The organism is Allobosea sp. 05L423, assembly GCF_056397745.1.
The window spans coordinates 641818-665492 of sequence record NZ_JBFTOA010000002.1; the positions used below are offsets into that span (position 1 = coordinate 641818).

Sequence of the window (23675 nt, forward strand, 5' to 3'; positions counted from 1 at the left end):
GGCTCAGATGTTGAGATGGATCGCGAAAAGCGCAAGCCCGGCCAGTACGAGGACAGCCCAGTAGCCGTCGAGCCGGTCCAGAAAACCGCCATGCCCGGGGATCAGCTTGCTTGAATCCTTGGCATCGAAGCGGCGCTTCAGCGCGGACTCGAACAGATCGCCCGCCTGGCTGACAATCGATCCGGCCAGCGATGCGGCAATGACCGGGCCGGCTGCAGTCAGCCCTTCGAACACCGGCGACAGCCGCCAGACCAGATAGCCCCCGATCGTCCCGGCCACCGCGCCTCCGATCGCGCCGGACCAGGTCTTCTTCGGACTGACACTCGGCATCAGCTTGGGACCGCCGAGGCTGCGCCCCGTAAAATAGGCGGCGATGTCCGTGAACCAGACCACCGCGAAGCTCCACAGGATAAGAGCAAGCCCGATGCCCGGCAGATCGCGCATGGCCGGCGTGACCAGCGCAAAGGCGAGCGCATAGGCGAGCCCGCAGAACTCCAGCGCGAGGCGAGAGCGCACGAAAGGCGTGGCCAGCGCACCCAGCAGCGCCGCCGCGGCCGCCGCGCCCGCCAGCGCAGCCGGGCTCGCAGGAGAGAAGGCCAGGGCGAGGCCGGCAACGACCACGCCGATGCCGGCCGGAACCGCATTGCCGCGGCTGACGATGGCCAGCCATTCATAGGCCACGACGCCGGCCACCAGGGTCCAGATCAGGCGAAACGGCCAGCCACCCCAGATCGTCACAAGCAGGATCAGCGCCGCGAGCACGAGCGCCGAGACGACCCGGAGCTTCAGCTCGCCCGGGCCCGGTCGCGGCGCAGCTGGAACAGGCTCATTCACGCGACGCCCACGCTGCGGCCGGCGGGAGCGGACACACCGCCGAAGCGGCGCTCGCGCTGCCGGTATTGCGCCAGAGCGTCCTCGAACACGGCGCGATCGAAATCCGGCCACAGCACCGGCACGAAGACGAACTCGGCATAGGCGGCCTGCCACAGCAGGAAGTTGGAGATGCGCGTCTCGCCCGAGGTGCGGATCACCAGCTCGGGATCCGGCAGGTCATGGGTATCGAGATGGCCGCCAATCGCAGCTTCGTCAATCGCGGCCGGGTCGATGCGCCCCGCCACCGCATCGGCGGCAAGGCGCCGCGCCACGCGCACGATCTCGTCGCGCGAGCCGTAGTTGAAGGCGATGACCACAACCAGGCCGGTATTGGCGCGGGTGCTGGTCTCGGCATGCTCGACCAGCCGGCGCAGATCGGCGGCAAGGTTCTCGCGATTGCCGATGATGCGGACCCTGACATTGGCCGCCGAGAGCTCCGCCAGATCCTTTTCGACGAAATGCTTGAGCAGCCCCATCAGGAAGGTAACTTCCGCATAGGGACGGCGCCAGTTCTCGGTCGAGAAGCTGTAGAGGGTCAGGACCGAGAGGCCGAGATCGCTGGCGTTGCGGACGGTGCGACGCAGCGCCTCAAGCCCGCGGCGATGGCCCTCCTGACGCGGCAGGCCGCGCATCTGCGCCCAGCGGCCATTGCCGTCCATGATGATGGCGACATGGGCCGGGTTGGGCACATCTGCCTCACGCTGACCGGATGACATGCGGATGTGCCTCGCTCGGCCGGAAGGGCGCAGGACAGATCCTGCGCTGGGGATCAGACGTGCAGGATTTCCTTTTCCTTCGCCGCGAGCGCCTGATCGATCTCGGCGATGTGCTGGTCCGTCGCCTTCTGGACAAGGTCGGAATTGCGGGCGGCATCGTCCTTGGTCATGTCGCCGTCCTTCTCCAGCTTCTTGACGACATCGATGCCGTCGCGGCGGACATGGCGCACCGAGACCTTGGCCTCCTCGGCATATTTATGCGCGACCTTGACCATCTCCTTGCGGCGCTGCTCGTTCAGCTCGGGGATGCGGATGCGCAGCACCTGGCCTTCCGTCTGCGGGTTGAGGCCGAGATCGGATTCGCGCACCGCCTTGTCGACGGCGTTGACCATCGAGCGGTCCCAGACCTGGACGCTGAGCAGGCGCGGCTCCGGCACAGAGACCGTGGCGAGCTGGCTGAGTGGGGTGCGGGCGCCATAGGCCTCGACCTGGATCGGGTCGAGCATGTTGGCAGAGGCGCGGCCGGAGCGCAGCGAGGCGAGGTCGCCCTTGAAGGACTGCACCGCACCGGCCATGCGGCGCTTGATGTCGGCGAGGTCGAACGTCGTCTGGGCCATTTCAATCGGGACCTTGCAGATAATCCAAAATCGGCGCGACCATGGCGGCGAGGCCGCGCAGGGTCAAGAATTACATGCTCGAACAGCATGTTCCCCCACGCCGGGCAAGGGGAAAGCGGCGGATCGAGCTGAATCACGATGAGGCGGCAGGACGGGCTGGTCCGCCGCCTCGGGATACATAGATCAGTCTAGAGGCTCACAGCGCCGCAAGCCAGCACCGCCGGCAAAGAACCACGGAGAAAAACGTGCCCCGCCTGAACCGCATCGTCGAGACCGCGCTCTATGTCGAGGACCTCGACCGCGCCCGCGACTTCTATGAAGGCAAGCTCGGCCTCGCGCCCCTGCTCAAGACGAAGACCCTGTTCGCCTATGATGTCGGTGGCGCGAGCGTGCTGCTGCTGTTCCTGCGCGGAGGATCGTTGCAGACCCAGAGCTTCGACAACGGGAGCATTCCGCCGCATGATGGCAGCGGCGCGCTGCACATCGCCTTCGCCATCGATGCCGAGGAGCTGGCCGCCTGGGAGGCGAAGCTGGCTCAGCTCGGCATCGTGGTCGAGGGGCGCATGCAATGGGATCGCGGTAGCAAGAGCCTCTACTTCCGCGACCCGGACGGGCACATGCTAGAACTGGCGACTCCCGGCCTGTGGCGGACCTACTGAACGAGGAGGGCTCCGCTCAGGGCGTTACGTAGGTCGCCCTGCCCTCGCCGCGCAGCACGGCGGCGAGCGCCCCCGTCTCGGCAATCGAGAAGACGACGATGGTCAGGCTCGCATCGCGAGCGAGCGCGAAGGCGGCCGTGTCCATCACCTTGAGGTCGCGCCTGATCGCATCCTCATGAGTCAGCGTGTCGTAGCGGGTCGCAGCCGGATCCTTCTTCGGATCGGCACTGTAGACGCCGTCGACCTGCGTCGCCTTGAGCAGATGGCTGCAGCCGAGCTCCGCCGCGCGCAGGGCCGCGCCTGTGTCGGTGGTGAAGTACGGGTTGCCGGTGCCGCCGCCGAGGATAACCACCTTGCCATTGCTGAGATGGTCGAGCGCGCGCTTGCGGGCGTAGCTCTCGCAGAGCGACGGCATCGGCACCGCGGACATCGCACGGGCCGGCGCGCCGGCGGCTTCGATCGCGTGCTCCAGAGCCAGCGCATTCATGACAGTGCCGAGCATGCCGATCGAATCGGCAGTCGTCCGATCGAGCCCCTTGTTGAGGCCCTGCACGCCGCGGAAGAAGTTGCCGCCACCGACCACGATGCCGATCTCGACCCCCTCCCGCGAGGCATGGGCGATGTCGGCGGCGAGCGCCGTCAGCGTGTGGCCATCGAGGCCGGAACCCTGCGGTCCCGCAAGGGCTTCGCCGGAGAGCTTCACGAGAACACGTTGGGGTCTCATCGATATCTCTCCGTCAGTTCTGGGCTGGCCGCGAACGATGCGACCCCCTTCCTACAAAAAAGGCCGCGCAATGCGCGGCCTTTTTCGCATTCGTTCCCAGGCTTGTCAGCCCGTGGTGCCGCCGGCGGCCGCAACTTCAGCCGCGAAGTCCTGCTCTTCCTTCTCGATGCCCTCGCCAAGCGCGAAGCGGGCGAAGCCGGTGAGCTTGACCGGAGCGCCGACCTTGCCCTCGATCTCCTTGAGGACCTGCGAGACCGACTTCGAGCCGTCATGGATATAGGCCTGCTCCAGCAGGCAGTACTCCTTGGCGTAGCTCTTCAGGCCGCTCTCGGTGATCTTGGCGAGGACATGCTCGGGCTTGCCGGCGTTCTTCTCGGCCAGGATCGCCTTCTCGCGCTCCAGAACCTCCGGGGCGACGGAAGCGAGGTCGAGCGCAACCGGGTTGGTCGCCGCGACATGCATGGCGAGCTGGCGGCCGAGCGTGGCGAGCTCATCCGAATTGCCGGTCGACTCCAGCGCGACGATAACGCCGATCTTGCCGAGGCCGTCGGCGATCGCGCCGTGGACATAGGAGCCGATCACGCCCGCGGAAACCTTGAGCGAGGAAACGCGGCGCAGCGTCATGTTCTCGCCGATGGTGGCGATGGCATTGGCGATCGCGTCCTGCACGGAGCCGCCGCCAGGATAGTGATGGCCGAGCAGCGCCTCGACATCGCCGCCACGCTCCAGCGCGACATCGGCGATGGTCTTGGCAAGTGCCTGGAATTCCGGGTTGCGGGCGACGAAGTCAGTCTCGGAATTGACCTCGACGACAACGCCTTCGTTGCCCTGCACGGCGACGGCGACGAGGCCCTCGGCGGCGACGCGGCCGGCCTTCTTGGCGGCCTTCGACAGGCCCTTTGCGCGCAGCCAGTCGACGGCGGCTTCCATGTTGCCGTCGGTCGCAGAAAGGGCGGTCTTACAATCCATCATGCCCGCGCCGGTCTTGTCGCGGAGTTCCTTCACGAGTGCGGCGGTGATCGCTGCCATCTGTCCTGTCCTTGCTGTCGTTGCGGCACAGGCCCGAGGGCCGGCCGCGGATCGGAATGTCCGGACGCCTTATGGGGCAACGCCGACGCTCCGTTTCCGGTCGTCGGCGCTGGTCGGCGTCAAATCGAGAGCCTGATTGCGACGCGCCGATGACGCGCCGCCATCATGCAGTCTGTATCAAGCGTCGGCGAGTTCGCGCGCCTGGGCAACCCAGCCCTCGCGCTCGATCTTGCCGCCGAGCTTGAGGTCGTGGTCGACCTTGGTCACGTCGGCCGGCGACATCGCCGCGATCTGCCAGAAGTGATAGATGCCGCCGTCGTTCAGCTTCTGGACCGCGTCGGGGCCCATGCCGGAGAGCTTGGTCAGATCGTCCGGAGCGCCGCGCGGAGTGGTCAGCGTCTCGAAGGCCTGGCCCTCGCCGGCGACCGGCTCGAGAGCCTCTTCGACGACCGGAGCGGCCGAGGCGCCAAGGTCGATGCCCTGGTCGCCCGAGGCGCGGCCGATGCCGTCGATCGCCGCGCGGGCGATCAGGTCGCAGTAGAGCTGGATGGCGCGGCCGGCGTCGTCATTGGCCGGGACCGGGAAGGTGATGCCGTCCGGATCCGAGTTCGAGTCGACGATCGCGGCGACCGGGATGCCGAGGCGCTGAGCCTCCTTGATCGCCAGCTGCTCCTTGTTGGTGTCGATCACGAAGATCATGTCGGGCGTGCCGCCCATATCCTTGATGCCGCCGAGCGCCTTCTCGAGCTTGTCGCGCTCGCGCGCCAGCATCAGGCGCTCCTTCTTGGTCAGGCCGCTGCCGCCGCCGTTGAGCATCTCGTCGACCTTGCGCAGGCGCTGGATCGAAGCCGAGATGGTCTTCCAGTTGGTCAGCATGCCGCCGAGCCAGCGGGAGTTGACGTAGTACTGGGCCGAGCGCTTGGCCGCATCGGCGATCGAGTCCTGCGCCTGGCGCTTGGTGCCGACGAAGAGGACGCGACCGCCGCGGGCGACGGTGTCCGAGACCGCCTGCAGGGCGCGATGCAGCATCGGCACCGACTGCGACAGGTCGAGGATGTGGATGTTGTTGCGGACGCCGAAGATGAACGGCGACATCTTCGGGTTCCAGCGGTGGGACTGGTGGCCGAAGTGGGCACCGGCCTCAAGGAGCTGGCGCATGGAGAAATCAGGCAGAGCCATGGTATTCTTGTCCTTCCGGTTGAGCCTCTGGAGCGCGAATGAACAGGCATGAGCTGCCGCGTCACCGGAACGCCTCGTAGGAAAGAGGCGATACGCTCCATGTGGGATGGGCTGCGCCTTACTAGGGATGGCGCCGCATTGCAAGTCGCCGAGCCAAGAAAGGCCGGTTCGACTTGTGAAAATCCCGCGCGAACGACGCGCGGGACGATTGATCGGTTACTCCGGTGCGGGCGGGAGGCCCCGGCCCGTCGTCACTGCGGCAGCTTGGCGCCCACCTGCTTCACGAGATCGCCAATCTGCTTGCAATAGGCGGCCGGCGTGCCGTTCTGCGCCTTCGCGATCACCTCGATGTTCTGCTCCATGCCCATGGCCGAGATCGTGCCCTTGCGGCCGGCGGCCTCCGCGGCGTCGCCGCCGCTTGCGTCGGCCGGCGCGGGGATGAGAGCGATCAGCTTCTTCTGCACCTCGACGGCTGCACCGTCGATATGGCCCCTCTCGGCGCAATAGCCGAGAATGCCGAGCTGATTGCGGGCTGCCTGATACGCGACTTTCAACTGGTCTGCCTGCGTCTGGGCGAAGGACGGAGCGGCGGACGATAGAACCGCGACGGCTGACGCGGCGATCAACGACTTATAAAAGATCATATTGGATATCCTCGGGCTATTATGATCCCAAGCATGCCACCATGCTCGCCCCCCAAGCGCATTCTGACTAGCCTCTGCGTCCAGCTTGCTCAACCTGCGACAATGCAGGCCCGGCAGGAAGGCGACAGCGGGCATGGACAGCGGCGCCCCCTCGCCCTCCTCTTGCTCGGCCGCCCTTCGCAGCGCACAGAGACGCCGGTCGCGCTCGCTCCGCGTCTGCGAAACGGACCGGCACGGGCATGATTCTCGACCTCAGGACGATCTTCGTTACCGGTGCGCTGACCTGCTTCATCATCGGTGTGATGCAGCTGATGACCTTTGCCACCGGGCGCTTCAGCCGCAGCCCCGTCTGGTGGGGAACAAGCAGCCTTTGCATCGGAACGGGCCTCCTCGGCGCGGCGTTCCGCGACGCTATTCCGGACCTGATCTCGATCGAGTTTGCCAATACGGCGATGCTGGCCGGCTGCCTGCTGCTGCTGTTTGGCATCCGCCATTTCGGCGGGCGCGAGCTGCACTGGTTCGGCTTCGGGATCACCCTCCTCGCAGTCTGGATCCTGCTTTCGCTTTCGCCGGGCGAGCAGGGTTATGCGACACGAGTCATGATCGTTGCAGGCGTGATGGCATTCTGCGACGCCGCAATCGTGCGGGAAGCCATTCGCCTCGGATTGCAGGAGAAACTGCGCTCGGCCTGGCTGCTTGCGGCGCTGTTTGCTCCGACAGTCCTGATCTATGTCGGGCGCATCGGGTTGGCGGCGTTTGATCGCGTCGGCACGACGCTCTTTCCGCGCGACGCCGGAGCGAATGCCTGGCTCGCGGCGACCGGCGTCGCCTTCATCATCCTGCGCGGGCAGGCGCTGCTGTTGCTCGCCACGGAACGCTCCAACCGTATGCTGGCGTCGCTTGCCCGGCGCGACCCCCTGACCGGCGCGATGAACCGCTCCGGTGTCGAGCAATGGCTCGACCAACAGGTCCGCGGGCGGCAACGGGGCGAAGTGCGGGTCTCAGTCCTTCTCGTGGACATCGACCACTTCAAGGCGCTGAACGACACGCGCGGCCATGCGGCGGGCGACGAAATCCTGCGGGTCTTCGCCCATGCCGTGCGGGGTCAATTGCGCAGCGACGACATCCTCGCCCGGCAGGGTGGCGACGAATTTGCGGTCATCCTCCCCGGCGTCGGCGTGCGCGAGGCCGTCCGGGTGGCCGAACGGATTCGCGGTGTCTTCAAGGATGCGCTGGCCGGGGCCAACGACCTGGCGGGTCCGCCGACGCTCAGCATCGGCGTCGCCGAAACCGACCTGCGCACCAGCAACCTCGACCAGTTGCTGGCTGAGGCCGACGAAGCGCTCTACCGGGCCAAGCGCCTCGGCCGCGACCGTGTCCAGGCGCAGCTCAAATTGGCCGAAGCCTGAGTACCTGGCCCCGGCGCGTTCAAGCCTCCCCGGAAAAGGGATGGAACACCCGCAACCGGTGCCCGTCCGGGTCGCGCGCAGTGAAGGTGCGGCCGAAATCGAGGTCGGTCGGCTCCTGCAGGATGGCGATGCCGCGTTTACGCCAATCCGAGCAGGCTGCATCGACGGCCCCAGCGCTCGCGACCACCATGGCGATCTCGGCCGCGCCGCCGGATCCGGCCGTAGCCGGCTCGACGGTATGGCGCGACCACAGGCCGAGCCTGACCCCAGACGGAAGCGCAAACATTGCGAAGGTAGGCGACAGCTCGAGCGGCTCGCTGCCCAGCAATTCCGCATAGAAGCGGGCACTCGCTTCAGGGCTGTCAACATGAAGCAGGATGAAGTGGGCGTCGAACATGATGGCCTCCGAAGGTTTCGAGATAGCGGGAGACTAGAATCAGATGCTGCCAATTTCCGGCAGCGTCGTTCACGCTGATGGGGCAATCCCTTCCTTCTCGCGCCAGACCTTGAGCAGCGCCTGCCGCCGTTGTGGATAGCGGCTCTCCTGCGTCTCGAACCGCGTGAGCCGGTCCGTTCGAAAATGCCGGAAATCCTGCCGCAGCTCGCACCAGGCGACGAGCACGCGGACATGCTCGAAGAAGGACAGCGCGAGCGGCCAGACCACACGCCCGCTGACGTGGCCCTTGTCGTCGCAATAGCCGATGGCGGCCTTGCGCCCCGCGCGGATGGCCTGACGGATCGCTGCGAGATCGATTTCGGGTGCATCCACGGCCTTTCGCCCCGGGCCGAGAATCAGCGCCGCCTCCTCGACGCGGCCGGCCATGTCGGCAGGCAGAACGGCGACGATCTTGGCCATGGCGTCGCGCGCCGCAAGCGCGAGCGCTCCGTCCGCGCGGTCCGCCACCCAGCGCGCACCCAGCGCCAGCGCCTCGATTTCCTCCTCGCTGAACATCAGCGGAGGCAGCATGAAGCCCGGCTTCAGCACATAGCCGAGCCCGGGCTCGCCTTCGATCGGCGCACCCTGCCCCTGCAAAGTGACGATGTCGCGATAGAGCGTGCGAATGCTGACACCGAGCTCGGCTGCAAGCTTGCGCCCCGAGACCGGACGGCGGTGTCGGCGCAGCACCTGGACAAGATCGAGCAGACGCTGCGCGCGCGACAAGGGCTTGAACCTCAGCCCGGCAGATCGCTGGCCTTGATCCGCGTCACGTCGAGTTCGGCCATCTCGGCCCAGGCCTTGGCGAGCGAGCCTTCGAGATCGATGGCGCGGCAGGCATCTTCGACGACATAGGTGTCGAAACCGGCTCGGGCCGCATCCTGCGCCGTCCAGCTCACGCAGAAATCGGTCGCCAGGCCGACGATGACGGCCCGCAGGATGCCGCGCTCCCGAAGATAGCCGGTCAGGCCCGTCGGCGTCCGGCGGTCCGCCTCGACGAAACCGGAGTAGCTGTCGACCTCGCGGCGATAGCCCTTGCGGATAATTGTCTGAGCCCGAGCCAGATCGAGATCGGCGCGGAACTCCGCCCCCTTCGTGCCCTGCACGCAGTGATCCGGCCAGAGCACCTGCGGCCCATAGGGCATCTGGACCATCTCGAACGGCTTCTTGCCCGGATGGCTCGACGCGAAGGAGGAATGGCCGGCCGGATGCCAATCCTGCGTCAACACGATGTTGGAGAAGCTTTTTGCCAGCGCGTTGATGACCGGGACGACTTCATCGCCCTTGGTGACGGCGAGGCTGCCGCCGGGGCAGAAATCGTTCTGGACATCGACGACGATGAGGACGGTACGCTCGTCGATCACGGGCTGCTCCTGTGCCTTGGCTGCGCGCGAGGCCGCCGCCGCGGTCAGGATCGTCGCTCCTGCGATCAACCCGCGCCTGTCGATCCCGCCCCGATCCGTCATGACCCGCCTCCCACCGACACTAACCTGCGCCAGCGGCGCGCCAGCGGCAAGGCAACAACCGTGCCCGCGATGAATGACTAGCGCAGTTCGACGCTGACCACGCCGGGCGCGGCGCGCACCGCGTTGGCGATCTGCTGGTTGATCGGGAACTTGCCCGGCAGCTCGATCTCGACCTCCTGGGCACCGTCATCGAGAATCATCACGATCGAGACCTTGCCCTCTGCCCGCACGGCCTCGCGCGGGCGGATGCGCTCGGCGATGGAAGCGACTGCTTTCTCGTCGCGCAGATAGATCAGCAAATCCTGCTTCTGCCGCGAGGCGAGGTCGTCCAGCACCTCGACATCCTCGATGCGGGGGCGCACCTCCTCGCCGTCGAGCACGGCCGAGAGGCGCAGCACCAGCGCCCTGCCCGGCTCGAGCAGATCGCGGAAGCGCATCAGCCCTTCCGAAAACAGCACTGCCTCGAACTGGCCGCTCGGATCGGACAGGTTGACGATGCCCATCTTCGAGCCGGACTTGGTGCGACGCTCCGACTTGTCGATGACCGAGACCGCAACCTTGCCGACGCCGGTGCCGTTGGCGCGCACCGTTTGGGCAAAATCGGTATAGCGCTGCACCCGCAGACGCTTCAGCACATGCTCGTAATCGTCGAGCGGATGGCCCGAGAGGAAGAAGCCGACCGCCTCGTGCTCGCGCTTGAGCTTCTCGGCCGGAGCCCAGGGCTCGACTTGCGGGATGCGGAAGGCTTCCTGGATCACGCTGCCGCCCAACAGATCGAACTGGCCGGCCGCTGCCTCGTCGCGGGTGCGGTTGGAGAGCGCCAGCATGCCGTCGATCGCCGCCATGGCGCGGGCGCGGTCCTCCTCCATTTCGTCGAGCGCGCCGGCGGCGATAAGGGCTTCGAGCGTGCGGCGGTTGACCAGCTTGGTGTCGATGCGGCGCGCGAGATCCGCAAGGTCGCGGAAGGGGCCGCCGGACTGGCGCGCCGTCACCACGGATTCCACAGCCGCCCGGCCGACACCCTTGATGGCGCCGAGCGCGTAGAAAATCTTGCCGTCGGCAACGTCGAACTCGACGCCGGAGCGGTTGATCGCGGGGCGTTCGACCTTGATGCCGAGACGCTCGGCATCGCGGCGGAATTCCGAGAGCTTGTCGGTATTGCCCATATCGAGCGTCATCGACGCTGCCAGGAATTCGACGGGGTAGTTTGCCTTCAGATAGGCAGTCTGGAAGGCGACGACGGCATAGGCCGCCGCATGGCTTTTGTTGAAGCCGTAATCGGCGAACTTGGCGAGCAGGTCGAAGATTTCGGAGGCCGTGTCCTTCTTGATGCTGTTCTCGATGGCGCCTTTCACGAAACGGTCGCGCTGGGCGTCCATCTCGGCCTTGATCTTCTTGCCCATGGCGCGGCGCAGCAGATCGGCTTCGCCGAGCGAATAGCCCGAGAGCGCCTGCGCCACCTGCATCACCTGTTCCTGGTAGACGATGATGCCGTGGGTTTCGCGCAGGTACGGCTCCATCCCCGGATGGAGATAGGTCGGATCCTCCAGCCCGAGCTTGCGTCGGCAATAGGTCGGGATGTTGTCCATCGGGCCCGGCCGGTACAGCGCCACCAGCGCGATCAGATCCTCGATGCGGTCGGCCTTCATCTCGACCAGCGCCTTGCGCATACCGACCGATTCCACCTGGAACACGCCGACCGTCTCGCCGCGGGCCAGCATGGCGTAGGTCGTCGGATCGTCGAAGGGCAGCTGGGCGAGGTCGATATGGATGTCGCGCTGGGCGATGAGCTTCACCGCCGTGGTCAGCGTCGTCAGCGTCTTCAGGCCGAGGAAGTCGAACTTCACAAGGCCAGCCTGTTCGACCCATTTCATGTTGAACTGGGTGACGCGCATGCCGGTGCGCGGATCGACCGAGAGCGCGACGAGCTGTTCCAGCGGCCTGTCGCCGATCACCACGCCTGCGGCGTGGGTCGAAGCATGCCGGTGAAGCCCTTCCAGCTTCTGGCCAATTTCGAGGAGGCGCGCGACGATCGGCTCCTCCTCGGCGGCCTGCTGCAGCTTCGGTTCGCCCTCGATCGCGTCCTTCAGCGAGATGGGCTTTGCCGGGTTCTGCGGCACCAGCTTGGTCAGCTTGTCGACCTGGCCGTAGGGCATCTCCAGTACGCGGCCAACGTCGCGCAGCACGCCGCGCGCCAGCAGGGTGCCGAAGGTGATGATCTGGGCGACACGCTGCTCGCCGTAATGGTGCTTGACGTATTCGATCACCTCTTCACGCCGGTTCTGGCAGAAGTCGATGTCGAAGTCCGGCATCGAGACGCGATCCGGGTTGAGGAAGCGCTCGAACAGCAGGCCGAAGCGCAGCGGATCGACGTCAGTGATGGTCAGCGCATAGGCGACGAGCGAGCCCGCGCCCGAACCGCGGCCGGGCCCGACCGGGATGTCGTGGTTCTTCGCCCACTTGATGAAGTCCGAGACGATCAGGAAGTAGCCCGGGAACTTCATCCGGGTGATGATCGAGAGCTCGAAATCGAGCCGCTTGTCGTAATCCTCGACGCTGAAGCCCTCGGCCGGGCCGTGCTTGGCGAGCCGCGCGGCAAGACCGACGCGGGCCTGCTCCTGCAGCTCCTCCGCCTCGTCGCGCCCCTCCTCGCCGAAGCGCGGCAGGATCGGCTTGCGGGTCGAGACACGCCAGTGACAGCGCATCGCGATCTCGACCGTGCTCGCCAGCGCCTCCGGCAGATCGGCGAAACGCTTCTGCATCTCCGAGCGCGTGGCGAAGTAATGCTCCGGCGTGACGCGGCGGCGCTCGCCATCGGAGACGAGGCGGCCCTCGGCCACCGCGAGCAGCGCATCATGCGCGTCGAAATCGGCGGGCTTGGCGAAGAAGGGCTCGTTGGTGGCGACGATCGGCAGATCGGCATCATAGGCAAGGCGCAGGAGATGAGCCTCCAGCGCCGCCTCCCCGTCGCCGCCATGGCGCTGGATCTCGACATAGAGCCGGTCGCCATAGATCTCGGCCAACGTGGCCAGACGGGACGTCGCCTGCGGGAGCTGGCCGCTGCGCAGCGCCATATCGATCGGCCCGCCATGGCCGCCGGTCAGGGCGATGAGCCCGGCATTGAAGGCGGAGAGCCGCGCGACCGTGGTGACCGGCTGCCCCGCGCCGCCTGTTGCCAGCGCGGCCTCGCTGACGAGCTTCATCAGATTGCCGTAGCCGGCCTCGTCCATGGCAAGCAGAACGATGTGAGGCAGTCGCTGCGGCTGGGCCGGCCTGCGGCCGCTTTCATTGTCGTCGGCGAAATCGACGGAAAGCTGCACGCCGGCGATCGGCTGCAGGCCCGATCCCGCCAGCTTCTCCGAGAATTCGAGCGCGCCGAAGAGATTGTCGTTGTCCGTGAGCGCCAGCGCCGGCTGCCCGTCGGCGGCGGCCATCTTGGCCAGCGTCGCGACCGTCATTGCGCCTTCGAGCAGCGAATAGCTCGAATGGACGTGGAGATGGACGAAGCCGATGTCCGACAGGATGCGCGACTCGCCAGTTTCCCGACCCATGCCCTTCTCCCATCGTCGCAGCGCGACTCGTCGACCTCATTCTCCTTATGAAACCTGAGCCGGATGCGAAACCTCGGCACGCCCTGCGTCGAGGTTTCTCGGCCGATGCTGTGGATGGCTCCTGCCGCACTCAGACGTGCGGCCCGGAGAAGATCGCTGCCCAGAGCCAGATCATGCCGAGGAACACGCCGAGCGAGGCGATCTCGGCAAGGCCGGCGGCGAATTTACGCGCTGCAGTCATGAGAACCTCCGTTGTTCTTGATAGGTTCATTTTAGTTCATGATTTGTTCTCGTCAATCGATGTGCACGCGGCCAAGCCGCCCGCGCTCTCGGGCGGTTAATGATGCCCTAACAGCCACTCGGGCCGCTTAACAGAGCAGGAGACCGTGGCTCCGCCCGGTCCGGGTGGGCGCATGCCCTGCCCGGCCCCGACTTGTGCTGCTCGAATTGAAAGAAATCAGCCGCGGCCGAAGCATCTCGGACCGGCGCAGCGCTCTGTCCGAGAATGGCGGCCAGCACCCTCAATCCAGCGCCACGACGAGCCCGTCGCGGATCGTCACCTGCCGGTCCATCTGGCCTGCGAGCTGCAGGTTGTGCGTCGCGATCAGCGCCGCGAGCCCCGACGCCCGCGCGAGCGCCATCAGCGTGCCGAACACGTGCTGCGAGGTATGCGGGTCGAGATTGCCGGTCGGCTCGTCGGCCAGCAGCAAACGTGGCCCGTTGGCGACAGCGCGGCCGATGGCGACACGTTGCTGCTCGCCGCCGGACAATTCGCCCGGCAGATGATCCAGCCGCTCGCCGAGGCCCAGGAAGGTCAGCAGCTCCGATGCCCGTTCCTCCGACACATCGCGCGGCAGGCCCCGGATGCGCTGCGGCAGAACCACGTTCTCCAGCGCCGTGAACTCAGGCAGCAGATGGTGGAACTGATAGACGAAGCCGATCTCGGTGCGGCGCAGGCGCGTGCGCCCGGCATCGTCGAGCTTGGTCGTGGCTAGCCCGCCGACGAAGACCTCGCCGGCATCCGGCTTCTCCAGCAGTCCGGCGACATGGAGCAGGGTCGACTTGCCGGTGCCGCTGGGCGCGACCAGCGCGACGACCTCGCCCGGCCAGAGCGCGAAATCGGCCCGGCGCAGCACTTCGAGCGGCGCATCGCTTTGCGGATAGAAGCGTTCGACCTGCGAGAGGAAGAGCGCGGGCATCTCCTGCGCCATCTGCTTAGCCCATCCTCAGCGCTTCGACCGGGTCGAGCCGGGCGGCCTTCCAGGCCGGATAGAGCGTCGCCAGCAGCGACAGCGTCAGCGCCATCAGCACGACGCTCACCACCTCCCGCCAGTCGATTACGGAGGGGATGTCGCTCAGGAAGCGCACGGTCGGGTCCCAGAGATTGGCCCCGGTGATCCAGTTCAGCGCCGCCATGATAGACTTGATGTTGTTGGCGAAGAGCACACCGAGGATGAGGCCGGCGACCGTGCCGATGACGCCGATCGCCGCTCCGGTGATCAGGAAGACGCGCAGCACCGTGCCCCGCGTGGCCCCCATGGTGCGCATGATGGCGATGTCGGCGGTCTTGTCCTTCACCAGCATGATCAGGCCGGAGACGATGTTCAGCGCCGCCACAAGCACGATCAGCGTCAGGATGATGAACATCACGTTCCGCTCGACCTCGAGCGCGTTGAAGAAGCTTCGATTGCGCTGGCGCCAGTCCGAAAGGACGAGCGGCCGCGGCGCATCGGCCTCGATCGCGTCACGCACGGTCTGCGTCCGATCGGGATTGTCGACGAAGATCTCGATGACGTTCACGTCGCCGTCGCGGTTGAAATAGGCTTGGCTCTCGGCGAGCGGCATGTAGACGAAGGTGCCGTCGAACTCGGTCATGCCGATCTCGAAGATCGCCTTGACCGGATAGGCCTTGATGCGCGGCGCCGTGCCGAAAGGCGTCGAGGCCCCCTGCGGCGAGACCAGCGTCATCGAATCGCCGACCTGGAGGCCCAGCGCATTGGCGAGGCGCCGGCCGATGGCGACGCCCGGCGTCCCGCTGTCGAAGCCGTCGAGCGTGCCGGACTTGATGTTGCCGCCGATGAAGGGAATCGCCTTGATGTCAGCCTCGCGCACGCCGCGGACCAGCACGCCATTGTTGCCGGTCTGCGAGGAGGCCAGAGCCTGCCCTTCGACCAGCGGAATCGCGAGCTTGACGCCATGGATCTTGGCGAGCTTCTGGGCGACGCTGTCGTAATCGTCGAGCGGCCGGTCGATCGGCGTGGCGAAGATATGCCCGTTTACGCCGACGATCTTCTCCAGCAGCTCCTTGCGGAAGCCGTTCATCACCGACATCACGATGATCAGCGTGGCGACGCCGAGCAGGATGCCGAGGAAGGAGAAGCCGGCGATGACCGAGACGAAGCCCTCGCGCCGGCGCGTGCGCAGATAGCGCCCGGCCAGCAGCCATTCGAAGCCGGCGAAAGGCTTCGTTCCAGTCGGAATGACGGCATTCTCGGCGACAGCGCTCATGAAGCGGCTCTGACCATGCGAGGACCTTTGGCGCGGCGCTCCGTCACGCCGCCCGGCCCTTGAAGCGGTCGAGCGCAGCTTCCAGCGAGACGAGCTCGCGCTCGCCGCCCGCGCGGCGCTTGAGCTCGACCTTGCCCTCGGCCAGGCCCTTCGGCCCGACGATGATCTGCCAGGGTACGCCGATCAGGTCGGCGGTGGCGAACTTGGCGCCCGGCCGATCGTCGGTGTCGTCGAGCAGGGCGTCGTAGCCCTTGGCGAGCAGGTGCTTGTAGATCCGCTCGCTGGCGCCGTCCGTCGCGGCATCACCCACCTTGAGGTTGATGACGGAGACGTCGAAGGGCGCAATCTCGTCGGGCCAGACGATGCCGGCATCGTCATGGCCGGCCTCGATCAGCGCCGCGACGAGACGGCTGGGGCCGATGCCGTAGGAGCCGCCATGCAGCAGTACCGGCTGGCCGTCCGGGCCGGCCACAGCCGCGCCCATCGGCTCGGAATACTTGGTGCCGAAATAGAAGATGTGGCCGACCTCGATGCCGCGCGCCGAAACGCGCTTGTCCTCGGGGACCGCCTCGAAGGCCGCCTTGTCGTGCATCTCCTCGGTGGCGGCGTAGAGGCTCGTCCACTTGTCGACGACGCCCTGCAGGCCGGCGACGCTGTCGAAATCGGTGTCGGCGGCCGGTGTCTCGAAATTCAGGTAGTCGCTGTGGCAGAAGACCTCGCTCTCGCCGGTCGAGGCGAGCACGATGAACTCGTGAGAGAGATCGCCGCCGATCGGGCCGGTATCGGCCTTCATCGGGATCGCCTTCAGGCCGAGCCGCGCAAAGGTGCGCAGATAGGCGGTGAACATGCGGTTATAGGCGTGGCGCGCAGATTCCTTGTCGAGATCGAAGGAATAGGCATCCTTCATCAGGAATTCGCGGCCGCGCATCACGCCGAAGCGCGGGCGCACCTCGTCGCGGAACTTCCACTGGATGTGGTAGAGATTGAGCGGGAGGTCCTTGTAGGACTTGACGTAGGCACGGACGATCTCGGTGACCATTTCCTCGTTGGTCGGGCCGTAGAGCATGTCGCGATCGTGCCGATCCTTGATGCGCAGCATCTCCTTGCCATAGGCGTCGTAGCGCCCGCTCTCGCGCCAGAGATCGGCCGACTGGATGGTCGGCATCAGGATCTCGATGGCGCCGGAGCGGTTCTGCTCCTCGCGCACGACCTTGCAGATCTTGTCGAGCACGCGCAGGCCGAGCGGCAGCCAGGCATAGATGCCCGCCGACTGCTGGCGGATCATGCCGGCGCGCAGCATCAGCCGGTGCGAGACGATCTCCGCCTCCTTGGGCGTATCGCGCAGAAGGGGCAGGAAATAGCGGGAAAGACGCATCAGAAAACCTGTCGGAGGGCAGCGCGCGGGGGATCGCACCGGGGAACTACGCAACGAGTCGCTTTACCTGAGAGACACCATCGCTCTCGGCAAAATGCAAACCAAAATCAGCAGAAAGCGGCGGAAGATGGCGAAGTTGTGTGTCTCTCGCCTCGATCTATTTCGCGTTTCGCTGCCTGATTTAGGTTCAGCTTCGAGCGAAGCGCGCCTTCAGCGCGTAGAGCACGGGCGCCGGCACGAAGGGGGAGACGTCCCCGCCCATCGCTGCGATCTGGCGCACCAGCGTCGCAGTGATGTAGCGCACACCGGGCGAGGCCGGCAGGAACACGGTCTGCACCTCCGGCGCCATCGTCCCGTTCATGCCCGCCATCTGCATCTCGTAGTCGAGATCGCTGCCGTCGCGCAGCCCGCGGATGATGATCGAGGCGCCCGCGCGGCGGGCCGCATCGACCGCGAGATCATCGAAGGTCACGACATCGAGCACAGCCCCCTTCGCCGCAAGCAGCGGCGTCGCGACAGTACGCACCAGCTCGGCGCGTTGCTCGACGGAGAGAAGCGGCGTCTTGCCGGGATGGACGCCGATCGCGACGACGAGCTTGTCGCAAAGCCCGGCCGCAGCCGCGATCACGTCGGCATGGCCGTTGGTCACGGGGTCGAAAGAACCGGTGTAGAAAGCGATGCGTGCCATGATGCCAGCGTTAGCGGCTCATCCACAGCGCGACAAGCCGCATCCCCGATCCCAGCCAGGCTCGGCCTGCCCCAAGGCAAGCCGATGCAACCTCAGGAAAACGGGACGATTGCGGTGAGCGCGGCGGCACTGCCGAGGATGATCGACAGGCAGATCATCAGGGAGGCTAGCGAAGAAACGTGGCGGGACGCGACATCAAACGGGTAGGCATGCATCGAAGACTGCCTCGCGAATCGGAAGTTACTGCATTGCCGTTGGGTGACGGCGCCAGCGGGCCGCGACGAGGCGAGATTGTGACGAAACGGTGACGACAGGCTGGTTATGCCGGCTTTGCATTGCGTTTTCATAGGCAAACCGCCTAAACGACGGCCATGCTGACGATCAACGACATCACCTATCGCCTTGGCGAGCGCCTGCTGCTCGACCACACCGGCGCCGCCATTCCGGACGGCGCGCGCGTCGGCTTCGTCGGCCGCAACGGCACCGGCAAGACGACCCTCTTCAAGATCATCACCGGCGATCTCGGCACCGAGAGCGGCAACATCAGCCTGCCGAAGGGCCGGCGCATCGGCGGCGTGGCGCAGGAGGCGCCGGGCGGCCCGGAATCGCTGATCGAGGTCGTGCTCGCCGCCGACACCGAACGCACCGCGCTGATGCAGGAAGCGGAGACCGCGACCGACCCCCATCGCATCGCCGAGATCGGAACACGGCTCGCCGATATCGGCGCCCATTCCGCGCCGGCCCGCGCAGCGATGGTGCTGCACGGCCTCGGCTTCAACGAGGAGGCGCAGCAGCGCCCCTGCTCCGACTTCTCGGGCGGCTGGCGCATGCGCGTCGCGCTCGCCGCCGTGCTCTTCTCCGAGCCCGATCTCCTCTTGCTGGACGAGCCGACCAACTATCTCGACCTCGAAGGCACGCTCTGGCTCTACGATTATCTCGAGCGCTACCCGCATACCGTGCTGGTGATCAGCCACGATCGCGAGTTGCTCGACACCAGCGTCGACCACATCCTGCATCTCGACCAGGGCAAGCTCACGCTCTACCGCGGCGGCTATTCTTCTTTCGAGAAGCAGCGCGCCGAGAAGCAGATGCAGCTCGCCCGCGCGAAGGAGAAGCAGGACGCCGAGCGCAAGCATCTCCAGGCCTTCGTCGATCGCTTCAAGGCCAAGGCCACCAAGGCGCGCCAGGCGCAGTCGCGGGTGAAGCGGCTGGAGAAGATGGAGACCATCGCAGCGATCGTCGACCGCGACGTGCAGCCCTTCGTCTTCCCCGGGCCGGAGAAACCGCTCTCGCCGCCGATGATCGTGCTGGACGACGCCAGCGCCGGCTATGGCGAGCGCAAGGTGCTGTCGCGGCTCAAGCTCAACCTCGCCCCGGACGACCGGATCGCCCTGCTCGGCTCCAACGGCAACGGCAAATCGACCTTCTGCAAGCTGATCGGCGGAAGGCTCGCCCCGCTCTCCGGCGAGATGAAGAAATCGAGCAAGCTGGAGACCGCCTATTTCGCCCAGCACCAGCTCGACGAGCTGAGGCTCGAAGATACGCCCGTCGGCCATCTGCGTGACCTGATGCCGGATGCGCCGGAGTCGAAGCTGCGCTCCAAGGCGGCGCAGATCGGCTTTCCCGCCAGCAAGGCGGATACGCCGGTGAAGCTGCTTTCGGGCGGCGAGAAAGCCCGTTTGATGCTGGGGCTCGCCACCTTCCACGGCCCGCATCTGCTGATCCTCGACGAGCCGACGAACCATCTCGACATCGACAGCCGCACGGCGCTGATGACGGCGATCAACGACTACCCCGGCGCCGTCATCCTCGTCAGCCACGACCGCTTCCTGATCGAGGCCTGCGCCGACCGGCTCTGGCTGGTCGCGAACGGCACGGTGAAGAACTTCGATGGAGACATGGAAGACTACCGCGCCTTCGTGCTCGACACCGCCAAGGCCGAGCGGCGCGGCAAGCCCGCTCCCGAAGCGGGAGCCGCAAAGCCGAAGACGGACGAGCGCAAGGAGGCCGCGACCAAGCGGGCCGCGCTCGGGCCGCTCAGGCAGAAGCTCAACCTTGCGGAAGCGCGAATCGCCAAGCTGACCGGGCTGATCGAGAAGGTCGACGCGGCGCTCGCCAACGGAGCCTTCTCCCGCGAGCCTGAGAAGGCGCTGCAGCTCTCACGCCAGCGCGCTGAGCTGGGGGAGGCGCTGACGGCCGCCGAGGAGGAATGGCTGCTGCTCGGCGAGGAGCTGGAGAGCGCGTAAGGCCCGGCGGGCAGCGCTGTCGGGCGACCAAGGATCGCGCCCGTCGACCGCCGAGTTCGCAAGTTCTGCCGGTGGAGGCGCGGCGCCCTGCCCAGCACGGCGTTTGCTTGGCTGAAACGACTATGAGGGCATGCTCGACGCGTTGTCCGGAGATGCGGTGTGGAAACCTCTCTTTATCTGCCCGTCAAGCGCTTCCTCGAGGGCCTGGGTTATTCCGTCAAAGGAGAGATCGGACACTGCGATCTCGTCGGGCTTCGGGATGATGATCCGGCCGTCGTGATCATCGGCGAGCTGAAGCTGACGTTCAATCTGGAGCTCATTCTGCAGGGCGTGGAGCGAATGAGCCTCGGCGATGAAATCTGGCTGGCAGCTCAGCTTTCCGCCAAGGGCAAGGGCCGCGAAAGCGATCCGCGATATCGCAACCTCTGCCGGCGCCTCGGCTTCGGTTTGCTGGGCATCTCCAAATCCGGCCATGTCGATATCCTGGTCTCCCCGACCGCGCCTACGCCGCGGAAGGATCCCCGTCGGCGCTCGAGACTGGTGGAGGAGCACAAGCGGCGCCAGGGTGACCCCGTCGCCGGCGGAGGCACGCGCAAGCCCATCATGACAGCGTATCGCCAGCAGGCGCTCGCCTGTGCCGCAGCGATGGCGTCGGCGCCGCAACGCCCGCGCGATCTCAAGCCATCGTTCCCCGATGCCCAGAAGATCCTGCGCCGGAATGTCTATGGCTGGTTCGAACGGTCCGAGCGCGGCGTCTACGCGCTGACCGAGACAGGTCGCAGTGCATTGGCGACCTGGCTATCCGAGCACGCCGCGAATCGAGAGAGCGGCCAGACATCCGCCTGAGCCCCGAACCGACCTTCGGTTTCCGCCACGCGACATCAGCTGTGGAAGACCGGGAAAACGCTGCCCCCACAGCAACAGCGGGGCCACCGCGTATTTTTTCAGCTCGCGGCGCGACGGCACACGTCAGAACGCGGCGGCAGCCGAAGCCCCCGCCCGGCGTGCGAATATGTGCCGTTCACCCCTGCCCCGGCTTGACGATCCGGCTGAGGCGGTTGTCGGTGAACATGTAGATCTCGCGCCCGCCCGGCTCGGCATAGAGCACCTGGACCTCGCGCTGGCCCTTGCCGCTTTCGCCGATCAGCACGTCGGTCGGCCGCGTGCCCTTGAGCTTCACCAGCTCGCATTCGGTGATGCCGGGCGCGATCTCCTTCGGCAGCGGGCGTGTCGAGGGATCGAGCGAGGCGCCGACGCTGCAATCGCCCTCAGGCGTCAGCACCGGCTCCTGCGTCGAGATTCCGGCGCTGGCGCTGCTCGTCCGCGTCGTGGTCACGCCGCCCTTGGTTTCGGACTGGAAGGCGAAACCGCCCATGTCGACCGAGCAGCCCGCGAGTGTCGCGGCGCAGAGAAACAGAACCGGCAGTCTCACGCTTTCTTCTCCCAGCGACCGGCCTCGTCCTGCTGCCAATAGCTGGCGGCATGGCCGGAGGCCCGGGCTTTCTTCCAATCCTCGCGGGCCGCTGTCAGCGCCTCGGGATCGTCTCCATCGAATATCAGAACGATGCGCTCGTAGTCTTGCATTGCGTCGGGAATGCGAACTCCGTCAGCGCAGATCCGGACCTGCGCAGCGTTCGGATTGTGATCCTGCGTGGTGATCACCACCGGGTTCTGTGCGGCGTCCGCCTCCATCGCCGTGACATGCGGCAGGAAGCTCTCATCCGCGTAAGTCCAGAGGTGATCGTCGATCACGCTCAGCCGCTCCTGGCTTGAGACCTCGACGACGACCTTCTGGCCGCGCGAGAGCGCCCGGTCGAGGATCGTCGGCAGGACCTGCTCCAGCGGGCGGGACTGCAGATGGAAGAACAGGATCTCGGCCATCGAAACCCTTTTCTCCTAAAACACTGACGTTCGTTCCGCAGAAATGACTTTAGCTTTCGTAGTGGTCGGCCACGAGCCGGTCGAGCAGGCGCACGCCCCAGCCGGGGCCCCAGGAGCGGTTGATCTCGCTGTCCTTGGCGCCCATGCCGGTGCCGGCGATGTCGAGATGCGCCCAGGGCGTGTCGTTGACGTGGCGTTGCAGGAACTGCGCAGCGGTGATCGAGCCTGCATAGCGCCCGGCCGAATTCTTCATATCGGCGAACTTCGAATCGATCATCTTGTCGTAGGCCTTGCCGAGAGGCATGCGCCAGACCGTCTCGCCGGTCGCGAGGCCGGCGGCCGTCAAACGCTGCGCCAGCTCGTCGCTGTTGGTGAAGAGGCCGGCATTCTCCTGTGCCAGCGCCACGAGGATCGCGCCGGTCAGCGTGGCCAGATTGATCATGAAGCGCGGCTTGAAGCGCTCCTGCGTGTACCAGAGCACGTCGGCGAGGACGAGGCGGCCCTCCGCGTCGGTGTTGATGATCTCGATGGTCTGGCCAGAGAGCGAGGTGACGATGTCGCCCGGACGCTGGGCGTTGCCGTCCGGCATGTTCTCGACGAGGCCGATGACGCCGATCGCATTGACCTCGGCCTTGCGGGCGGCAAGCGCGTGCATCAGACCGACGACGCAGGCAGCGCCGGCCATATCGCCCTTCATGTCCTCCATGCCGGCACCAGGCTTCAGCGAAATGCCGCCGGTGTCGAAGGTAACCCCCTTGCCGACGAAGGCGACGGGCTGCTCGTCCTTGCCGGCGCCGTTCCAGCGCATGATGGCGACGCGGCTCTCGCGACGCGAGCCCTGGCCCACCCCGAGCAAGGCGCGCATGCCGATCTTCTTCAGATCCTTCTCGTCGAGAATCTCGATCTCGACATCGAGCTTCTTCAGCTTGGCGGCCCGGTCAGCGAATTCTTCCGGGTAGAGGACGTTCGGCGGCTCGTTGACGAGGTCGCGCGCCAGCACGACGCCGGCGGCGACGGCATCGGCCGCCTTCAGGGCCTTCTTCAGGCCGGCAGGATCATCCGAGCGCAGCGTCACCGCGATCGGCCCGGCGTCATCCTTGTCCTTGCTCTTCGTCTTGTAGCGGTCGAAGGCATAGCTGCGCAGCTTCAGGCCCAGCGCCAGCTCGGCGCCACGCTCGGCCGCGATCGTTCCCGCCGGCAGCGCCAGGATGATTTCCGCCGTGCGCCCCGCACCGAGCCGGCCGGCGATGGCGCCACCGAGCTTGACGAAATCGAGATCGTCATTCTTGTCCGCGTCGCCGATCCCGACGACGATCAGCCGCTCGTAGGACGCCCCCTCGGGAGCAGGCAAGGTCAGGCCGGCATAGGCCTTGCCCTTGTAGCGCTCGGCCGCGGCGGCCCGCGTCAGGAGAGCCTGCGCAGCGCGCCCCGCCGCATTCTCGGCCGCGGACGGCAACACGAGCCGATCCGAAACCAGGATCACGAGATCCTGCCCTTCGACGGCATTCAGGGCTTTGACCTCGAGCTTCAGGCGCTGGGACATGATCCGCTCACAATCTTGCGACAAGTGCCGGGGAAGGACACAGGGATGGCCGGCGGCAAACGATTCCCGTTTGCGCCGCGAACGCGCCTATACCATATGGGGTGTCCGACGAACCACCTCGGGAATCTCCC

The 23675-nt window shown here is 66.3% G+C and carries 22 protein-coding genes; 4 read left to right on the top strand and 18 right to left on the bottom strand.

The window, feature by feature from the left end; genetic code table 11:
* Positions 1-3: 3 nt before the first annotated feature.
* From AC1DNE_RS07085 to frr, 3 genes are read right to left on the bottom strand one after another with little or no spacing between them, the layout of a single operon-like run.
* On the bottom strand, positions 4-834 hold the full coding sequence (locus AC1DNE_RS07085) for a phosphatidate cytidylyltransferase (RefSeq protein ID WP_441470558.1): 831 nt from the start codon (positions 832-834) through the stop codon (positions 4-6).
* Positions 831-1589 (bottom strand): isoprenyl transferase, encoded by a 759-nt coding sequence (locus tag AC1DNE_RS07090; protein ID WP_441470559.1) that lies wholly within the window; start codon positions 1587-1589, stop codon positions 831-833. The genes AC1DNE_RS07085 and AC1DNE_RS07090 overlap by 4 nt, the downstream gene beginning before the upstream one ends.
* 53 nt (positions 1590-1642) lie before the next feature.
* Positions 1643-2206, bottom strand: coding sequence for a ribosome recycling factor (gene frr / locus AC1DNE_RS07095; protein ID WP_441470560.1), 564 nt, complete (start codon positions 2204-2206; stop codon positions 1643-1645).
* 245 nt (positions 2207-2451) lie between these two features.
* Between frr and AC1DNE_RS07100 the strand changes: the two genes are divergently transcribed.
* Entirely contained in the window at positions 2452-2865 is a 414-nt protein-coding gene (locus tag AC1DNE_RS07100) for a VOC family protein (RefSeq protein ID WP_441470561.1), read from the top strand.
* Between the two features lie 16 nt (positions 2866-2881).
* Here AC1DNE_RS07100 and pyrH read toward each other — a convergent pair whose 3' ends face one another.
* From pyrH to AC1DNE_RS07120, 4 genes are all read right to left on the bottom strand, one after another.
* The gene (pyrH, locus tag AC1DNE_RS07105; RefSeq protein ID WP_441470562.1) at positions 2882-3589 is read right to left on the bottom strand and encodes a UMP kinase; all 708 of its coding nucleotides are present in this window, start codon (positions 3587-3589) and stop codon (positions 2882-2884) included.
* A gap of 105 nt (positions 3590-3694) precedes the next feature.
* Complete coding sequence (gene tsf, locus AC1DNE_RS07110) at positions 3695-4618, bottom strand: translation elongation factor Ts (RefSeq protein WP_441470563.1); 924 nt, start codon at positions 4616-4618, stop codon at positions 3695-3697.
* A gap of 177 nt (positions 4619-4795) precedes the next feature.
* Entirely contained in the window at positions 4796-5797 is a 1002-nt protein-coding gene (locus AC1DNE_RS07115; RefSeq protein WP_441470564.1) for a 30S ribosomal protein S2, read from the bottom strand.
* Positions 5798-6048: 251 nt separating this feature from the next.
* Positions 6049-6441, bottom strand: coding sequence for a pore-forming ESAT-6 family protein (locus tag AC1DNE_RS07120; RefSeq protein WP_476765129.1), 393 nt, complete (start codon positions 6439-6441; stop codon positions 6049-6051).
* A gap of 239 nt (positions 6442-6680) precedes the next feature.
* On the opposite strand from AC1DNE_RS07120, the gene AC1DNE_RS07125 reads away from it, so the two are divergent.
* On the top strand, positions 6681-7850 hold the full coding sequence (locus tag AC1DNE_RS07125; RefSeq protein ID WP_441470566.1) for a GGDEF domain-containing protein: 1170 nt from the start codon (positions 6681-6683) through the stop codon (positions 7848-7850).
* Between the two features lie 19 nt (positions 7851-7869).
* On the opposite strand, the gene AC1DNE_RS07130 is transcribed toward AC1DNE_RS07125, so the two are convergent.
* The 8 genes from AC1DNE_RS07130 to coaD form a co-directional block, all read right to left on the bottom strand.
* Positions 7870-8247: a VOC family protein gene (locus AC1DNE_RS07130; RefSeq protein ID WP_441470567.1), complete on the bottom strand. Its 378-nt coding sequence runs from the start codon at positions 8245-8247 to the stop codon at positions 7870-7872.
* A gap of 69 nt (positions 8248-8316) precedes the next feature.
* Entirely contained in the window at positions 8317-9012 is a 696-nt protein-coding gene (locus tag AC1DNE_RS07135; protein WP_441470568.1) for a helix-turn-helix transcriptional regulator, read from the bottom strand.
* Between the two features lie 11 nt (positions 9013-9023).
* Positions 9024-9752 carry a bifunctional nicotinamidase/pyrazinamidase gene (gene pncA, locus AC1DNE_RS07140; protein WP_441470569.1) on the bottom strand — a complete coding sequence of 243 codons (729 nt, stop codon included), beginning with the start codon at positions 9750-9752 and terminating at the stop codon, positions 9024-9026.
* A gap of 77 nt (positions 9753-9829) precedes the next feature.
* Positions 9830-13303 carry a DNA polymerase III subunit alpha gene (gene dnaE / locus AC1DNE_RS07145; RefSeq protein WP_441470570.1) on the bottom strand — a complete coding sequence of 1158 codons (3474 nt, stop codon included), beginning with the start codon at positions 13301-13303 and terminating at the stop codon, positions 9830-9832.
* A 521-nt stretch (positions 13304-13824) separates the two neighbouring features.
* Positions 13825-14514 carry an ABC transporter ATP-binding protein gene (locus tag AC1DNE_RS07150; protein ID WP_441470571.1) on the bottom strand — a complete coding sequence of 230 codons (690 nt, stop codon included), beginning with the start codon at positions 14512-14514 and terminating at the stop codon, positions 13825-13827.
* 4 nt (positions 14515-14518) lie between these two features.
* The gene (locus AC1DNE_RS07155) at positions 14519-15811 is read right to left on the bottom strand and encodes a lipoprotein-releasing ABC transporter permease subunit (RefSeq protein WP_441470572.1); all 1293 of its coding nucleotides are present in this window, start codon (positions 15809-15811) and stop codon (positions 14519-14521) included.
* A gap of 43 nt (positions 15812-15854) precedes the next feature.
* Positions 15855-17186: a proline--tRNA ligase gene (gene proS, locus AC1DNE_RS07160; RefSeq protein ID WP_441470573.1), complete on the bottom strand. Its 1332-nt coding sequence runs from the start codon at positions 17184-17186 to the stop codon at positions 15855-15857.
* A 187-nt stretch (positions 17187-17373) separates the two neighbouring features.
* Complete coding sequence (gene coaD / locus AC1DNE_RS07165) at positions 17374-17874, bottom strand: pantetheine-phosphate adenylyltransferase (protein ID WP_441470574.1); 501 nt, start codon at positions 17872-17874, stop codon at positions 17374-17376.
* Between the two features lie 371 nt (positions 17875-18245).
* Here coaD and AC1DNE_RS07170 point away from each other — a divergent pair, with 371 nt between their 5' ends.
* Entirely contained in the window at positions 18246-20120 is a 1875-nt protein-coding gene (locus AC1DNE_RS07170) for an ABC-F family ATP-binding cassette domain-containing protein (RefSeq protein ID WP_441470576.1), read from the top strand.
* Positions 20121-20279: 159 nt separating this feature from the next.
* Complete coding sequence (locus tag AC1DNE_RS07175) at positions 20280-20966, top strand: DUF2161 domain-containing phosphodiesterase (RefSeq protein ID WP_476765127.1); 687 nt, start codon at positions 20280-20282, stop codon at positions 20964-20966.
* A gap of 175 nt (positions 20967-21141) precedes the next feature.
* On the opposite strand, the gene AC1DNE_RS07180 is transcribed toward AC1DNE_RS07175, so the two are convergent.
* Genes AC1DNE_RS07180 through AC1DNE_RS07190 form a run of 3 tightly spaced genes read right to left on the bottom strand, consistent with a single transcriptional unit; the run spans position 21142 to position 23544 of the window.
* Positions 21142-21552: a hypothetical protein gene (locus AC1DNE_RS07180; protein ID WP_476765126.1), complete on the bottom strand. Its 411-nt coding sequence runs from the start codon at positions 21550-21552 to the stop codon at positions 21142-21144.
* Positions 21549-22001 (bottom strand): DNA polymerase III subunit chi, encoded by a 453-nt coding sequence (locus tag AC1DNE_RS07185; protein ID WP_441470579.1) that lies wholly within the window; start codon positions 21999-22001, stop codon positions 21549-21551. Before AC1DNE_RS07185 ends, AC1DNE_RS07180 begins: the two co-directional genes overlap by 4 nt.
* Positions 22002-22050: 49 nt before the next feature.
* Positions 22051-23544: a leucyl aminopeptidase gene (locus AC1DNE_RS07190; protein ID WP_441470580.1), complete on the bottom strand. Its 1494-nt coding sequence runs from the start codon at positions 23542-23544 to the stop codon at positions 22051-22053.
* Between the last annotated feature and the right edge of the window lie 131 nt (positions 23545-23675).

What these genes read in the sequence shown, in the direction of transcription:
- AC1DNE_RS07115 (WP_441470564.1), bottom strand. Translation starts at nt 5,797, where the DNA reads ATGGCTCTGCCTGATTTCTCCATGCGCCAGCTCCTTGAGGCCGGTGCC.
- AC1DNE_RS07190 (WP_441470580.1), bottom strand. Translation starts at nt 23,544, where the DNA reads ATGTCCCAGCGCCTGAAGCTCGAGGTCAAAGCCCTGAATGCCGTCGAA.
- AC1DNE_RS07130 (WP_441470567.1), bottom strand. Translation starts at nt 8,247, where the DNA reads ATGTTCGACGCCCACTTCATCCTGCTTCATGTTGACAGCCCTGAAGCG.
- AC1DNE_RS07090 (WP_441470559.1), bottom strand. Translation starts at nt 1,589, where the DNA reads ATGTCATCCGGTCAGCGTGAGGCAGATGTGCCCAACCCGGCCCATGTC.
- tsf (WP_441470563.1), bottom strand. Translation starts at nt 4,618, where the DNA reads ATGGCAGCGATCACCGCCGCACTCGTGAAGGAACTCCGCGACAAGACC.
- AC1DNE_RS07125 (WP_441470566.1), top strand. Translation starts at nt 6,681, where the DNA reads ATGATTCTCGACCTCAGGACGATCTTCGTTACCGGTGCGCTGACCTGC.
- coaD (WP_441470574.1), bottom strand. Translation starts at nt 17,874, where the DNA reads ATGGCACGCATCGCTTTCTACACCGGTTCTTTCGACCCCGTGACCAAC.
- AC1DNE_RS07155 (WP_441470572.1), bottom strand. Translation starts at nt 15,811, where the DNA reads ATGAGCGCTGTCGCCGAGAATGCCGTCATTCCGACTGGAACGAAGCCT.
- dnaE (WP_441470570.1), bottom strand. Translation starts at nt 13,303, where the DNA reads ATGGGTCGGGAAACTGGCGAGTCGCGCATCCTGTCGGACATCGGCTTC.
- AC1DNE_RS07185 (WP_441470579.1), bottom strand. Translation starts at nt 22,001, where the DNA reads ATGGCCGAGATCCTGTTCTTCCATCTGCAGTCCCGCCCGCTGGAGCAG.
- AC1DNE_RS07150 (WP_441470571.1), bottom strand. Translation starts at nt 14,514, where the DNA reads ATGGCGCAGGAGATGCCCGCGCTCTTCCTCTCGCAGGTCGAACGCTTC.
- pyrH (WP_441470562.1), bottom strand. Translation starts at nt 3,589, where the DNA reads ATGAGACCCCAACGTGTTCTCGTGAAGCTCTCCGGCGAAGCCCTTGCG.
- AC1DNE_RS07170 (WP_441470576.1), top strand. Translation starts at nt 18,246, where the DNA reads ATGCTGACGATCAACGACATCACCTATCGCCTTGGCGAGCGCCTGCTG.
- pncA (WP_441470569.1), bottom strand. Translation starts at nt 9,752, where the DNA reads ATGACGGATCGGGGCGGGATCGACAGGCGCGGGTTGATCGCAGGAGCG.
- frr (WP_441470560.1), bottom strand. Translation starts at nt 2,206, where the DNA reads ATGGCCCAGACGACGTTCGACCTCGCCGACATCAAGCGCCGCATGGCC.
- AC1DNE_RS07120 (WP_476765129.1), bottom strand. Translation starts at nt 6,441, where the DNA reads ATGATCTTTTATAAGTCGTTGATCGCCGCGTCAGCCGTCGCGGTTCTA.
- proS (WP_441470573.1), bottom strand. Translation starts at nt 17,186, where the DNA reads ATGCGTCTTTCCCGCTATTTCCTGCCCCTTCTGCGCGATACGCCCAAG.